Origin of the sequence: Pontibacter pudoricolor (assembly GCF_010092985.1) — a bacterium.
In the GTDB taxonomy this organism is placed as follows: domain Bacteria; phylum Bacteroidota; class Bacteroidia; order Cytophagales; family Hymenobacteraceae; genus Pontibacter; species Pontibacter pudoricolor.
On the sequence record NZ_CP048106.1, the window covers coordinates 2,892,905 to 2,907,989 of the forward strand.

General features: G+C 48.0%; 13 protein-coding genes. 7 read left to right on the forward strand and 6 right to left on the reverse strand.

The window, feature by feature from the left end; all coding sequences use genetic code 11:
• Positions 1-92: 92 nt before the first annotated feature.
• Both GSQ66_RS12475 and GSQ66_RS12480 read left to right on the forward strand, forming a co-directional pair.
• Entirely contained in the window at positions 93-980 is an 888-nt protein-coding gene (locus GSQ66_RS12475) for a TraB/GumN family protein (RefSeq protein ID WP_162427778.1), read from the forward strand.
• Between the two features lie 26 nt (positions 981-1,006).
• Complete coding sequence (locus tag GSQ66_RS12480; RefSeq protein ID WP_162427779.1) at positions 1,007-2,965, forward strand: M1 family aminopeptidase; 1,959 nt, start codon at positions 1,007-1,009, stop codon at positions 2,963-2,965.
• 972 nt (positions 2,966-3,937) lie between these two features.
• On the opposite strand, the gene GSQ66_RS12485 is transcribed toward GSQ66_RS12480, so the two are convergent.
• The gene (locus GSQ66_RS12485; protein ID WP_162427780.1) at positions 3,938-4,285 is read right to left on the reverse strand and encodes a TM2 domain-containing protein; all 348 of its coding nucleotides are present in this window, start codon (positions 4,283-4,285) and stop codon (positions 3,938-3,940) included.
• Between the two features lie 36 nt (positions 4,286-4,321).
• Positions 4,322-4,648 (reverse strand): DUF2752 domain-containing protein, encoded by a 327-nt coding sequence (locus GSQ66_RS12490; RefSeq protein ID WP_238395667.1) that lies wholly within the window; start codon positions 4,646-4,648, stop codon positions 4,322-4,324.
• 72 nt (positions 4,649-4,720) lie between these two features.
• Here GSQ66_RS12490 and GSQ66_RS12495 point away from each other — a divergent pair, with 72 nt between their 5' ends.
• From GSQ66_RS12495 to GSQ66_RS18980, 5 genes are all read left to right on the forward strand, one after another.
• Positions 4,721-6,175 carry a PQQ-dependent sugar dehydrogenase gene (locus tag GSQ66_RS12495; RefSeq protein ID WP_162427781.1) on the forward strand — a complete coding sequence of 485 codons (1,455 nt, stop codon included), beginning with the start codon at positions 4,721-4,723 and terminating at the stop codon, positions 6,173-6,175.
• Between the two features lie 10 nt (positions 6,176-6,185).
• Positions 6,186-6,545, forward strand: coding sequence for a c-type cytochrome (locus GSQ66_RS12500; protein WP_162427782.1), 360 nt, complete (start codon positions 6,186-6,188; stop codon positions 6,543-6,545).
• 30 nt (positions 6,546-6,575) lie between these two features.
• Positions 6,576-6,782: a YgaP family membrane protein gene (locus GSQ66_RS12505; RefSeq protein ID WP_162427783.1), complete on the forward strand. Its 207-nt coding sequence runs from the start codon at positions 6,576-6,578 to the stop codon at positions 6,780-6,782.
• A gap of 71 nt (positions 6,783-6,853) precedes the next feature.
• Positions 6,854-8,155 (forward strand): hemolysin family protein, encoded by a 1,302-nt coding sequence (locus GSQ66_RS12510; RefSeq protein WP_162427784.1) that lies wholly within the window; start codon positions 6,854-6,856, stop codon positions 8,153-8,155.
• Positions 8,156-8,478: 323 nt separating this feature from the next.
• Positions 8,479-8,778 carry a dihydrofolate reductase family protein gene (locus GSQ66_RS18980; protein ID WP_238395898.1) on the forward strand — a complete coding sequence of 100 codons (300 nt, stop codon included), beginning with the start codon at positions 8,479-8,481 and terminating at the stop codon, positions 8,776-8,778.
• A gap of 1 nt (position 8,779) precedes the next feature.
• Here GSQ66_RS18980 and GSQ66_RS12520 read toward each other — a convergent pair whose 3' ends face one another.
• The 4 genes from GSQ66_RS12520 to GSQ66_RS12535 all read right to left on the reverse strand — a co-directional run bounded on the left by GSQ66_RS12520 (position 8,780) and on the right by GSQ66_RS12535 (position 14,895).
• On the reverse strand, positions 8,780-9,031 hold the full coding sequence (locus tag GSQ66_RS12520) for a hypothetical protein (RefSeq protein WP_162427785.1): 252 nt from the start codon (positions 9,029-9,031) through the stop codon (positions 8,780-8,782).
• A gap of 264 nt (positions 9,032-9,295) precedes the next feature.
• A complete protein-coding gene (locus GSQ66_RS12525; protein WP_162427786.1) occupies positions 9,296-10,561 on the reverse strand; it encodes a DEAD/DEAH box helicase in 1,266 nt (421 codons plus the stop codon).
• 158 nt (positions 10,562-10,719) lie between these two features.
• Entirely contained in the window at positions 10,720-11,541 is an 822-nt protein-coding gene (locus GSQ66_RS12530; RefSeq protein ID WP_162427787.1) for a sulfite exporter TauE/SafE family protein, read from the reverse strand.
• A 768-nt stretch (positions 11,542-12,309) separates the two neighbouring features.
• Entirely contained in the window at positions 12,310-14,895 is a 2,586-nt protein-coding gene (locus GSQ66_RS12535; RefSeq protein ID WP_162427788.1) for a lamin tail domain-containing protein, read from the reverse strand.
• Positions 14,896-15,085 lie beyond the last annotated feature (190 nt).

Consider the following 15,085-nt stretch of genomic DNA (forward strand, 5'->3'; position numbering starts at 1 on the left):
ATTTCAGTATTCTTTACAAAGGTATTCGTGTTCAGCTATATATATTCATGCTATTAAAATATTATCTTTACAGAAGAACTAATTTCACCCTTATGAGAAAATTATACTATAGCCCGTTTTTAGTGCTTTTGCTGGCATTATGTATAACTGTTCCTTCGCGTGGCCAGGCTCCTGCAGAGCAGCCTAAGGCTTTGCTATGGGAAATTAGCGGCCAGGGACTAAGCAAGCCATCATACTTGTTCGGAACGATACACGCCATCTGCCCAGATAATTTTAAGATGCCGGAAGCTGTGACCAGGAAACTGGCAAACACGGAGCGCCTGTCGCTGGAGGTGGATATGGATGCGCCCAATTTTATGGTTGAATTGCAACAGGCTTCAATTTTGCCAAAAGGAAGTTCGTTACGGGGATTTTTCTCTGAGGATGACTATAGCCTGCTGGACAACCATTTTAAACAGACCCTGAAAATTGACCTGGCGCAACTGGACCGTATGAAGCCATTTATGCTACATTCTATGTTATTGTCGCAGCTAACAGAATGCCAGGCTGTATCGTATGAACAAAGCCTGATGGAAATAGCCCAGAAACAGGGCAAAGAAGTTATTGGCCTGGAAACAGTAAGCGAGCAGCTTAGGGCTATAGATGAGATGCCGGCAAGCGTACAGACTACGATGCTGACAAAGATGGTAAGCAATATGGATGAAGCCCGCCGGACCTACCGCGACATGGTACAACTTTACCTGCAGCAGGACCTTGCCGGATTAGAGGCACTGTCGAGGAAAGAATATGATGAAGAAGAATACAAAGAGTACGAGCAGGCTTTTCTGGTGAACCGTAACAAACGCTGGATACCTGTTTTGGAACGTGAGGCCCGCATACAGCCTACCTTTTTTGCTGTCGGCGCCGGCCACTTAACAGGTAAAGATGGTTTACTGGAACTGCTTCGTAAAAAAGGTTATACCGTGCTGCCTGTGAGATAGAACGTAATGTTGCGCTAACCGAAACTATGAAAAACATTACCCTGCTGATGCTCCTCTGCATCGGTACTTTACACCTTGCCGGTGCGCAGCCACAATTTAAAACACTAGCACAACATACCTGTGCCGACAGCAGATTATTAAATACTGCGCGCATGGCAGTCGCTTCGCAGCAACACATGCAGCTCATGAATTTATATGACGTTACCTTCTATGGCCTTGACCTGGCACTGGAACGAAACAGCGTGTACATAGCCGGAAGCGTCACCACACATGCTACCGTAAAGTCTAGCCCGCTTTCTGTATTTGCCTTTGAGCTGCACCCCAGCTATACGATAGCATCTGTAACTATAAACGGCACGCAGCAAAGCAATATAACCCGAAACGGAAGCGATGTTTCTGTAAACCTTACAACTATAGTTCCTGCCAAAAGCAAAGTAGTAGCTGTAATAAACTATAGCGGCACTGCGCCAAACAGCGGTAATGCCGCTATTGGCAATGGATTTAATACTGCCCGCGAAAGCCAGTGGGGAAACAATGTAACCTGGAGCCTGAGCGAACCATATGCTGCCTATGAATGGTGGCCAACCAAACAGGTGCTTACTGACAAAGCCGACTCTGTGCATGTATTTGTTACCACCAGCCCGGAAAATAAAGCAGGCTCTAATGGCTTACTGACTAACACGGTAACATTGCCCAGCGGTAAAATACGGTACGAATGGAAAAGCCGCTACCCGATCGATTATTACCTCATCTCTGTGGCCGTATCGGACTACGACGAATATGTGCAGTTTGCTAGCCCGGCCGCTGCTACAAAGCCAATCCCGGTTGTGAACTATGTCTATAAAGGTTCTCTGGCCAACTATAAAAACCAGATCGATTTTACACCTCCGCTGATAGAGCATTTCTCGGAACTCTTTACGCTTTACCCTTTTGCCAAGGAGAAGTATGGCCATAGCATGGCACCCATTGGCGGCGGCATGGAGCACCAGACCATGACCACCCAGAGCACTTTTACTTTTACACTTACCGCACACGAGCTGGCACACCAATGGTTTGGCGATAACGTTACCTGTGCCTCATGGCAGGATATCTGGCTGAACGAAGGGTTTGCGTCTTATGCGGAGTACCTGGCTTTACAGCACTTTTCAACTGAGGCCGCCCGAAGCTGGATGACAGATGCACACAACAGGGCCAGAGCAGCTACCCACGGCAGCCTTCGTGTTCCGGATACTACAAACGTTGGCCGCATCTTCAACTATAATATCACTTATAAAAAAGGAGCTGCCGTAGTACACATGCTGCGCTACGAATTAAACAACGATCAACTCTTTTTCAAAGCATTACAGAATTACCAGGCCGAGTTCGGGGGCCGCACCGCCTCTACCGCCGACCTGCAAAAGGTAATGGAGCAAACGACAGGCAGAGAGCTCGGTTATTTTTTTAAGCAGTGGTACGAAGGCGAAGGTTATCCCATTTTTGATCTCGCCTGGAATCAGCGGGACAGAAGAATGGTAATTGAATCGAAGCAGGCAACTACGGGAATTACGCCTTTTTTCAGAACCGATATAACGTACCAGGTACAGACCACAACCGGCACCGAAACTTTCAGAGTGAGGCAAACCAAACCAACACAGCAGTTCGCTTTTACTATAGATGGTGAAGTACTGGGCATAACGATGGACCCTGATAACTGGATTCTGAATGATGTAACCCAGATCGTTAGAAATAACAACCTAACTGTGCCGGACTTTGTACCTGTCGTCTTCCCGAATCCTGTAACGGGCAATGCGGTAACTATAACCGACCTGGATTTTACTCCGACAACCGCCGTCATTTTCGACCGCATAGGCAGAAAAATGGGAACGCAAACTATAGTTCAGCAAAAGGAAATACAGTTACAAGTAGCAAACCTGCCAGCGGGCTTATACTTCATTCAGTTATCGAACGGGCAGCAATCGCAGCAGGCAAAATTTGTGAAGCTATAGTGCTATAGTTACTGTTTTAACCCACCCCAGCCTCTCCTTGTCTAAGGTGGGGAGTTTTTACGGCAGTTGCTATAGTTGTAGCTTTAGTTCTATAGTTGGCATTTTACCCCTTCCCAGCCTTCCCCTAACAACAGGGGAAGGAGCTTTCGAGTTGTCGCTATAGTTTGAGTTATAGTTCTATAGTTGCTGTTTTAACCCACCCCTGCCCCTCCCAGGAGGGGAATTTCTGTTATTGCTTAGTTTAGTTTCTTGCTCTATAGCTACCGTTTGTCATTCCCCTGCCCCCTTCAAAGGGGGACTTTTCTGCTACTGCATGCCCAACTGTCATTTCGACCAGCGGGAGAAATCTGAGTTTTCTATAGTTTAGTGTGTGGTTCTATAGTTACAGACCAGTATCGGACAGGTCGCGACCTGTCCCTACGGAACTACCACCATGATAAAGCGATGTAACTATAACTTTCAAGCCACATGAACTATAGCTATCGAACTGATCACAGTCTTTGGGCTGAGCGCCTTTGCTTTGTTGCGGTGCCGTCAGGCAACCCGAGGTAACGAGGGTAGCAAGAAAGCAAAGGCGCGAAGCCTAAAGACGAGGCCTCCCGGCCGTGAGGGCACCAAAGCTAACTATAGAACTATAGGTGAGTAGAGCTCCCAGGATTAAAGAAGGCTATGAAAGAAAAGGCTAGGTTCGGATAGTAGTGTTTCAAAATATAGCACTCAGATTTCTCCTGACGTCGAAATGACAAAAGAGAAACTATAACACATATAAGCTCCTTCACAGCTGCGCTGGCTCTTCTCGACTCGCGTCTCAAGAATGCTCAAAAAGACAAGAAGGCAACTTAACTATAGATTCCAGATTTCAACAGCTGTCCGGAATGACAAATCAGAAACGTATCCTGAACTTTAAGACACATAACAAAAAGCGCATCCGGAATACACCAGTTGCGCTTTTTAACTATAGTTTCAACTCCGTTAATACCTTAACATGGCTTTAACTGTCTGTGCCTCTTTAACATTAAACTCGTAGGTCAGGCGCTTATAGTTTATAAGATCCAGGATGGTGCCGATAAAGCAAAGGCCACCTGTAAAAAGGTATAGCAGCCCCATCCCGATCTGGCCCAGGTAAAAGCGCTGTAAGCCAGCTATCAGGAAGAAGCCAACTATAATAAGGATAAGTACTTCCTGCGGTTTTTTGCGGCGGGCGCGGTAAATATTGGCAAACTGCTGCATTTCGGCATACGGCATATCGCCCAGCATTTGCTGCACAAATTGTAATTCATCCGGCTCCAGTTCGGGCATCAGATCGAGTATTCTTGACATAGTATAGATGGTTTAGATTAGTCTGGCACGTAAAAACTATAGTTCGCTCTTTTGATTCCGGTAATGCATGTAAAACAGTCTCCCACTTCTAAAGCTGAGTAAAAGCACTGCCGGAGCACCTAACGGATGCGCCTGCCACGACGCTGCAACCTCGCCCCGGAACAGCCACGCAATGGAATGCCCCAATCCGCAGCCCGGGCACCACTCCAGCACATAACTGAAGGGGCAAAAGCTAAACAAATGCGCCTCACCGGGCTCCATCAGGGCCATCGCCAGCAAAGCAGCTACCCATGCCATTGCCTCCGGCATATACAGGCTATGCCACCCGGCTGTAACAGCACGACTTATAGCTTTAAACATCATTAACTTAAAATGATCCAGAAGCGTAACCAACTATAATTCATTAAATATTAACAAAATAAATTAATATTCAAAATGCAGCTATTTTTACGTCTGAGCCTGATCTTTCTTCTGTTCGTATCTGTAGCCGGGTGCTACCGCATGCGTTCCTCAAACGGTGGTGCCGAGGGAACCAACCTTACCGCAAACAGGCTTTTAAATGCTTCAGACATCGACCTCCCGGCCGGTTATAAGGCAGAAGTAATAGCCAGCGAACTTACCTTCCCGACGGATGTTGCATTTGACGATGCCGGACAGGTATATGTGATAGAAGCAGGTTATTCGTATGGAGAAGAGTTCCTGGAGCCGAAGCTGATGCGGGTTGCCCCGGGCGGCAGTAAAACTATAGTTGCAACCGGAGAACTGAATGGCCCCTGGACAGGCATTACGCACCATAACGGCAACTTTTATGTAGCGGAAGGAGGCCAGAAAACAGGCGGCAAAATTCTGAAGATCACACCAGACGGAACGATAACTGCGTTAGTAGAGAACCTGCCCAGCATGGGCGACCACCATACAAACGGCCCGGCTGTGGGTCCCGATGGCAAGCTATACTTCGGTATCGGCACTGCTACAAACTCCGGCGTAGTAGGTCCCGACAACTATAATATGGGCTGGCTAAAGCGTAACCCCAATTTTCACGACATTCCCTGCCAGGACATAACCATAACCGGACAAAACTTTACAAGCACCCATCCTGAAACAAAACAACCCATGACTACCGGCGCCTATCAGCGTTACGGCACTGCTGTTAAAGACGGGCAGGTAGTACCAGGCGCAATACCCTGTTCGGGCGCTGTACTTCGCATGGGTGCAGATGGCGGTACTATGGAGCTGGTTGCCTGGGGTTTCCGGAACCCGTTTGGGCTGGCTTTTGCACCAAACGGCAGTTTATATGTAACCGATAACGGGTACGACGAACGTGGCAGCCGGTCGGTTTGGGGAGTCGGCGATTATTTGTGGCAGGTACAGCAAGGGCAATGGTACGGCTGGCCTGATTTTTCAGGTGGCCTGGCTTTTAACGGAGACAGGTTTCGAACGCCTTCCAAAGAAGCGCCAAAGCCAATATTGGCCCAACACCCTGCCAAACCGCCGCATCCAGCCGCAACGCTGGGCGTTCATTCTTCCTCAAACGGCCTGGATTTTTCTACTTCCGCATCTTTCGGGCACACCGGCGAAGCTTTTGTGGCACAGTTCGGTGATATGGCGCCTAATGTGGGCAAAGTAATGGCTCCTGTTGGCTTTAAAGTTGTTCGGGTAAATGTTGAGAACGGGGTTATTACGGATTTTGCAGTGAATAAAGGGACGAAAAATGCACCGGCATCTATGTTAAAAAAAGGTGGCCTGGAGCGCCCGGTAGCTGTAAAGTTCTCGCCGGACGGCACCGCACTCTACATCGTGGATTTTGGTGTGATGCATGTGGAAGACAGCAAAACTACCCCACAGAAAAACACCGGAGTGATCTGGAAAGTTACCCGCACCACACGCTAAACTATAACCTATGAAAACACTGCTCTACACATTACTGCTCTGCCTTTTTTTAATTGCCTGCGGCACTGCCAAACGCGGCGAACCTGCTTATGCTCCCGTTAACGTTTCGGAGCCGGCTGTTGCACAGGGCCAGGTTGTTTTTAATACCTATTGTACCAAATGCCATCCGGGAGGTGAAGCTGGCCTGGCACCGTCTTTTAACGACAAGCCACTACCGGGATTTCTGATACGCTTCCAGATACGGCACGGGCTTGGTGTAATGCCGGCTTTTAAAGAACAGGTTATTTCAGACGATGAGCTCGACAACCTGATCGCCTACATTAAAACTTTAAAAAAGGCGAAAGACGACAAAGCTGCGCCAGCTTCGTAAATATAAATCATCAACTTAAAACGGAAAGCTATGGAATGTAATGTTGGAATGAAAGAGCAGAAGTTGCGTGTGCTGGCAGGGCTGACTCTGATAGGAATTGGCGCATACTATAACACGAAATTTCTGGCCGCTTTAGGTATCATCCCGATACTGACCGGCATGGTACGCTGGTGCCCTGTAAACCAGGCAATCGGGTACAATGGCTGCGCTAAAAAAGAGCTGCAAGACTATACCTGATACCGCAAATCAATATATTTGCAGTCAGAATAAACCCACCTTTCAGCCTGAGACGCTGCTACCCAACAACTATGGAGATCATCATTATTCTTATTCTTACTTTATTAAATGGTTTTTTTGCCTTGTCCGAGATTGCGCTGGTATCAGTGAAACGGAGCCGGATAGAGCAGAAAGCCGCACAGGGCAGCAGCAGCGCCAAAGATGTGCTAAAATTACTTGATGAGCCTGAGAATTTTCTGTCGTCGGTGCAGGTGGGCATTACCCTGATCAGTATTGTGGCGGGTGCGTACGGTGGCGCAGCCCTTTCAGAGAAATTTACGCCGGTAGTAGCCAGTATAGCTGCGCTGGCACCATATGCCCAGGAAATTTCTATAGTGGTTATAGTTGGCCTGATCACATATGTTACGATCGTTATTGGCGAACTCATACCAAAAACAATTGCACTTAATAACCCTGAACGCATTGCCCTGGCAGTAGCCCCCATCATCAAGGTTTTTACAAAATTCACGTTTCCGCTGGTTAAGTTACTATCGGGCTCTACTAACCTGGCTATAAAACTGCTGGGCATTAAACAGGATAAAGCCGGGGCATCGCTTACAGAAGAAGAACTGCGCCACCTGATAAAAGTGGCCGGCCGCGAAGGCGTGCTCGAAAAAGAGGAAGAGCGCCTGCACGACAACCTTTTTTACCTGTACGAGCAACGCAACCGCAGCCTGATGACCTACCGCACCGACGTAGAATGGCTCGACATAAACCGCCCCCTTGCCGAACTCCACCAGATCATCCTTCAGAGCGCGCATACCAAATTCCCGGTTGGCAAAGGCTCTCCTGACAATATAGTGGGTGTGCTTGCTGTAAAGGATTATTTTGAACAGGTAGATAAGCAGGGCGTACCGCTACAAGATGTACTGAAGCCACCGCTGTTTGTGTCGGAATCGATGTATGCCATGAAAACGCTGAAAATGTTCCAGCGCAAAAAGCAGTACCTGGCACTGGTAGTGAACGAGTTTGGAGCCGTAGAAGGCCTGATAACCCTGCACGACATTATGGAAGCTATAGTTGGCGACCTGCCCGATGTTGATGAAAGCAGTGACCCGGAGCTTTTCCGCCGCGAAGATGGCTCTTATCTTGTAAACGGCGCTATGCTGGTGCGCGAGCTAAACCGCGAATTGGGACTGGAACTGATACAGGACCACCCGGAGCGCTATGCAACCCTAGGCGGATTTATACTTTACACACTCTCTAAAATACCGAAAGTAGGCGACACCATAACGTTACGCACGCATGAGCTTGAAGTAGTGGATATGGATGCCAGCCGCGTGGACAAAGTACTTGTCCGAACTATAACTCCTCCCACTGAAGAGGCCGCTTAACCTATAGTTTACTGTTTATCAGCAACCAATAAACTACCTGAGCTATGAGAAAACGGATAGTATATTATTACTGCCAGCCTGGATGGCTACATTGCCCGAGCCGACAAATGCATTGACTGGCTTAAAAACAAAAGGCACACAATAGCAGGTGAGGATTTTGGTTACAGCGATTTTATACAAACGATTGATACTACCCTGGTGAAACAAACTACGTATTCAGCCACTCTGAGCACCCGGCTACAGAATATGTACAGTTTGTAACCCGCAACGCCACAGGCTTTGTAAAACAACTAAAACAGGAAACAGGTAAAACTATATGGCTTATTAGAGGCGGCCAGCTTAACACGCTGCTTCTTAATGCCGGACTGATTGATGAGATCATACTTACTTATTTACCTGTTGTGTTTGGTAAAGGCATGCCACTATTTGCACCGGCCGCCAGCGAAAGTATGGTGCGGGCAACGGAAACCAAAAACGATAAAAATGGATTTGTGCAGTTAAACCTGCTACTTCGGTGTGAACTACAGAGACCTATTAAAGCCAAAACCACTCGGTTAACTTACAGGGTGGTTTTTGGTTGGCAGCGTACTCGTTGCTACCGTAGAAAATTAACATACAGGTAAACTATAAGCAACTCTGTTTGGGCCCAGCGCCCGGACTAGTATTAGATTTCAGATTTTGCTTCGGGGTTTGTTGCACTCTGTTTTTTTCTTCCTCTTCTTTTTTATGCAGCTTGCGCTCTTCTTCTAACATAGGCTCCTGCAACGAGTCTGTGTAGCTCCTGCTTACGTAAATGCCATCACCCATGGTTCTGTCATACATAATGCCTGTGTTGTAAAAAAGTCCTTCCGTAGGGCTTCTTCTATTTCTTCTCATCACGTCCTCCTTTCTATTTAAGTGCAATAAAACACTGCACATTTATAGTTTTTACATAATATATTATACGAAATCTGTCTAAGGAAGTGCAATTAAAAACCGTAAATCGCACAATACGCTTTTTAATTGAGTACCGAGTACCTGAATTCGTACCTTACAAACTGCAGGATAACTATAGAATGAGGCAGGACGCGCAACAGTCAATACCCAAAAAGCCTGTACAGAACTAATCTGCACAGGCTTTCCGGAGATGGTAACTATAGCTTACTTCTTTTTCTTTGCTTTGGCCTTTGCCTTTTTAGCTTTGGCAGCTTTTATCTTTCCTTCGGTTTCTTCCGCTTCTTTTATCAGCGATTTCCAGTCGTAGGTAGCAGCAGGGCTAAAATCTATAGTTGCTTCGTAGTCTTCTCTATCAATTGAGAGCACTTTTATGTCTTTGGTCAGGTACTCCTGTATCTCATCCAGAATAGGCTTTTCCTCGGGCGCGCAGAAACTCACGGCAATTCCTTTTTCGGTGCCGCGGCCCGTACGGCCCACGCGGTGTACATAGTTTTCCGGCTGCTCCGGCAGATCATAGTTCACTACATAGTCCACGCTTGGTATGTCAATGCCGCGCGCACTTACATCGGTAGCAATCAGCAGCTTTACTTCTCCTTTTTTAAACTGGCGCATTACTTCGGTGCGGTCTTTCTGCTCTTTGCCTCCGTGTATGCTGATGGCTTTTATACCAACTCTGTCCATGGCGGCAACTACACGCTCGGCACGCACTTTGGTACGTACAAAAGCCAGTATTTTTTTATCAGGATGTTCGTTTACCACACGCTCCAGGAAAAAGCGCTTGTCATCCATATCCACGTACATCACCGAGTGGTCTACGTTTTTGGCTACCGGGTCTTTTGGCGATATCTGGATACGAACGGGCTTGTTAACCAGCGAGTAGGCCAGTTCTTTTATCTTTTCGTTGATGGTAGCTGAGAAGAACAGCGTCTGGCGCTGGCGGGGCAACTTTGCAATTAGCTGGCGAATATCGTGTATAAACCCAAGGTCCAGCATGTGGTCGGCTTCATCCAGCACCAGCACTTCTACGCGGTGCAGCTTAATATACCCCTGGCTTACAAGGTCAAATAAACGGCCCGGTGTAGCAACCAGTATATCAATTCCTTCTTCCAGCTTCGCGATCTGCGGTCCCTGCTCCACACCACCAAACACACAGAATGTATTTACACGGGTGCCCTGGCCAATTTCGTTAAACACTTCGGTTATCTGTAGGGCCAGTTCGCGGGTAGGCACCATCACAACGCATTTAATTCCATCGTCGCGGCGGCGGTTCTTGCTGTATTGCAGCCTGTCGAGAACCGGAATAGCAAATGCAGCCGTTTTACCGGTACCGGTCTGAGCAATGGCCAGCACATCCTCCCCTTTCATAATGGGTGGAATGGCTTTGAACTGGATGTCGGTTGGCTTTCTGAAACCCAGCTTGCTCAGGCTTCTCTTTATCTCGTCGGAAATGCGGTAATCTTCAAACTTCATGCTCGTAGTATCTATACGTGGCCCGCCTATACTTACGGCGTAACCAACATACAAAGGTACGGCTAATTGCTGAAATGTAAGTTCTATTAATTCTAAAGGGTTTAGCTGCCTATAGTTGGTTCATGCCCTAAAATGAAAGGTCTGGCTATAGTTAGCGATTAGCTTTTCCGGATAACCCACTCCTGTAGAGCGGTGCTCAGCTTTTTAAAGTCGGAGCCACCGGTGCCGTAGGTATCATAAGCAAATTTTATGATGATGCCGGTTACAACTATAAGGAACAGCACCCGCACAAAGCCAACGCCACGTCTAAGGGCAGTACGCGTGCCCAGTTGCGACCCGATGATACTGCAAATTGCCATTGGGACAGCTACCTCGTACAACACATGCCCCTTGTACATAAAGTACCCCAGTGCCGACAGGTTGGTAGCCACATTTACCACCTTGGCCGCCGCAGAGGCTGCTAAAAAGTTAAACCCGAACAGCCCGATAAAGATAAAGATGAGGAAACTGCCTGTTCCGGGGCCGAAAAAGCCATCGTAAAAGCCTATTGCGGCTCCTATCAGCAGTCCGTATAGTTTCTCCTTTTTGTGCGTAAGTTTTGGCGCGTGCAGCGAACCGAAGTCTTTTTTAATGAACGTGTAGATCGCCACTAAAATCAACAGGACCAGGATCAGCGGTTTAAGCAGGTCAGCATCGATGTGGCTCAGCGCGCGGGCTCCCAGAAACGAGAACACAAAAGCTGCCCCCGCTGCCGGAACGATAGCCCAGTAATTGATCTTAACGCTGCGCACATACTTTACCATAGCCGAGGTTGTGCCCGCTATGCCTGCAAACTTGCCCGTACCAAAAGCCGTTGGCAAGGGCACGCCCGGCAAAAACACCAGTAAGGCCGGCAACTGTATCAGGCCACCTCCACCTACCACCGAATCAATAAAGCCTGCCATAAACGCAAACAGGCACAGGTAAAATATATTCTCCACCAGCGTATACCTCTGAATTACAGAAAAAAGTGGCGCAAGTTAAGGGATTAATTGGTGATTGTTGAATAGTTGATTGTTGTTTTTGTCACAATATTAGGTGAGGGAAAATAACATACCCTTACCCCTCTCAATAGGGAATTTTTTACCTCACCCCAGCCCTCACCTAAAAACAGGAGAGGGAGAGCTTATATGTTTCTATAGTTTAGGCTACAGTTTTATAGTTACTGTTTTAACCCACCCCTACCCCTCCCAAGAGGGGAATTGCGGCTGTTGCTATAGTTTAGTTTTTTGTTTTATAGTTTCCGTTTGTCATCCCCTACCCTTCAAAGGTGGACTTTTCTTCTACGGATTTTCAAGCTGTCATTTCGACCTGCGGGAGAAATCCGAGTTTTTCTATAGTTTGAGTTATGGTCCTATAGTTACAGCCTGTCGAGCGGACAGGTCGCGACCTGTCCCTACGGAAATTCCACCACGATAAGGCGATGCAACTATAGCTGTTAAGATAAACTATAGAAATTGCTATCGAACTGATCGCAGTCTTTGGGTTGAGCGCCTTGTGAATGTCTGGTGCCGCCAGGCATTGCGAGGCACGAGCAAAAGAGATTCGCGCAGCGCGATGCCCTTATCGAGGGCCCCTACCCCCAAGACGGGGCCTCCCGGCCGTGAGGGCACCAAAGCAAACTATAGAACGATAGGTAAGTAGAGCTCCCAGGATTAGAAAATGCTATGGAAGAAAAGTCTTGATCCAACTCATAGATTATTACATCCTTATAACCTACCACCCACCACTACTTTCTCTTTGTGTACACTTTTCTCGCCGTTCATCCCGAAAAGCTCGATGTAGAAAATATAGTACCCGATAGCCGCTTTGGAGCCGTCCTGTTTCAGTCCGTCCCACCTGAAAAAACCGTTTTCTGCCAACAGCTCATTGCGCACCAGTTTGTGAATTTCACGGCCCTGTGCATCAAAAACGGTGATGTTCACGGTTAGGCCAGCCTGGCTTGTGTTATAGTTTATAGTTGTAAAGTCTTCAAACCCATCGCCGTCCGGCGAGAAAACCTGTGGCTCTACTTTAAAAGCCTGCTGCGCCGCTGCGCCATCCCGCGACTGCGAATTTTTATAGCCCGGTGTGGCCCCTATAGTTGTAGCCGCCGAATGGAAATTGTTGGCTATAGTTTCGCCATCTAACCGAATGCGTTCCAGCGACACTCCATTGACATCATCAAGCAGTGCGAAATGCATTTCCGAACTATAGCTGAAACGATCGGCCACTCGTTTGTCCGGCTGCAGCACAACTATAGTTCCGGCATCGTCGGGATAACTGGGAAGGCTACTCATCTGCAGAAAACCTTTATGGTTGGCAGCTGGATAATTGGCTTTGATGTTTTCGGGGTTGGAGGTAAGCACTACGTACTGGCCGGGCGCCAGCACATGGTTGGCTGTAGCTATAGTTTTAAGGTTGCTGATCGTATCGCCGGCGGCATTGCCAAGTTGCCAGTTTTTCAGGTCGATGTATTTGTCGCTGCGGTTTACCAGTTCTACAAAGTCTACCCCATTGGGCCTCGGGTTAAACAGGACTTCGTTAATGACCACATCGCCGGGATCGGGGGCCGAAGGAAGTGCGAATGTTATAGTTTGCGGCTGACTGCCCAGGTTGCCGGTACAGTCGGTGATGCCAGTAGTAGTTAAAGTATACAATTGTTTTTCCTGTAGAGGGCTGCCGAGCGTAAGTATAACATCTGTAAACAGCGGGCCCTGCACCTGCACACCGGTTACAGCTATAGTTGGGCTAATGCTATAGTTGGCTATAGTTGCAGCCTGTGTGCTATCAAGGCGTTCGTTAAATTTAAGCAGAACCTGCGCTGCTGAAATAGCGGAAGCGCTCACTATAGTTGGGGGTGTGTTATCAGGTATAGATTCTGCAACAGAGTTCGGTTGTGCCGGTGTACCGCCGCGCGGGTCGACAGATGCTGTCCAGTTCTCAGCACCGGCACAGGGATTGGTAAAGTCTATCATCTCCAGGCTCCAGCCACCTTCGCGTTTGGCACTGTTCTTATACCAGGCATCGCTATAGTTAACCGCATAAATAAGTTTGCCGTTAGGTTGCCGCAGCTGTAATAGTTCGCCGCTGTTATTCAGGCCCGGAAAATTGCTGATGCCGATAACTTTACCGAATTGTGTAAAACTGGCCACCTGTGTGTTGGGTACTACTACAGCATACTCACCGGGCAGCAGATGCACATTTGGTAAGGTTGTGGTTGCAGTGACATCCGACAGTTTAATGCCCTGCAGGCTAAGTACCTTGTTTGTTGTAACGTTATAAAGCTCAATGTACTCCTGTGCAGGCAAGCCAACCGCCGGACTTTCATCGGCCATAATTTCAGTAATTAAGAGCTCGTTGTAGTTTGGCAGCACAGCTGGCGGTATAAAGTTAAAGGTGCGGGCAATGGGGTTACTTAGCGTGTTGCCGTATAAGTCCTGCAGGTTGGCTATAGTTAGCGTGTTGCTGCCGATACTAAAGCCCTGCCCGAAAACCAGGCGCACAGTGCCAGCTTCTGTGAGTTCAGCTATAGTTGGTCTTATTGTTCCGTTCAGAGTATAGTTAGCTATAGTTTGGGCCTGCTCCGGTTGCAGCGGCTCGTTAAACTGTACTATAAGCTCCTGTGTGGTTATCGTTTTAAGTTCGTCCAACACAGGCAAGTGCGTATCAGTAATTTTAAAATCATCGAAGTAAAAGTTTTTGTTGTTTGCCGAAGTATAGTGCACCAGCACACCGAAGTAGGACGAGCGCTTATGCGTGGCATCGGTAGCTGTGCCCTGGCTTATGTAATTTTGGCCTGTGCCTGTTACGTCTATGCTTAGCTCCCACTCATGCTCAATCGTTCGGGTTACACGCACGCGCACCAGGTTGTTGGTAGTTGCCACGGTTTTGTCCTGCCCGTTAATAAGTACTATAGCAGTTTTGCCGGCATCTTTGCGGTACAGGCTCACTTCGTCGGTGGTGTTGCCGATGCGCACAAAGTACCCGTTCGTGTTCGCGCCTTTCAGGTCTGGATTGTCAGCGGTCAGGTAAATGTCGGTGTAGTTGGTAGAGGAGGTTGCCAGTTTCAGGTTTACCCAGAACTCCCAGGTGGTGCCCACTATAGCCTGCGACGGTGTGACAAGCTGCAGTACAGTTCCGGTTACAGCCGTGCCGTTGCTTTGCAGTTGGTGTTGCGCGTTAACTGTAAAACTGCCTGCATCGCCGGTCCAGGTTGGGCTTTGGGTTATGTTGCCGTCAGCAAAACTTTCCTGTAGCTGACTGTGTGCCCAAAACGGAAGTAGCAGAAGTATAGCGAGTAAAGTTTGTTTCATGCACAGAAATTGTGGTAAAAACTTACGTAATTTGCACCCGCGTGAGGGATAGAGCCGGCACCCCGCAGCGGTAGCGAGGAGTACAGGCGAAAGCCCGACGGCCCGACCGGCACGCCCAAAACACCTGACGCTTCTATAGTTTTAGAACTATTACGGGAGGCGGATCAGTTAGTTAAAGAGATTGAGAGTT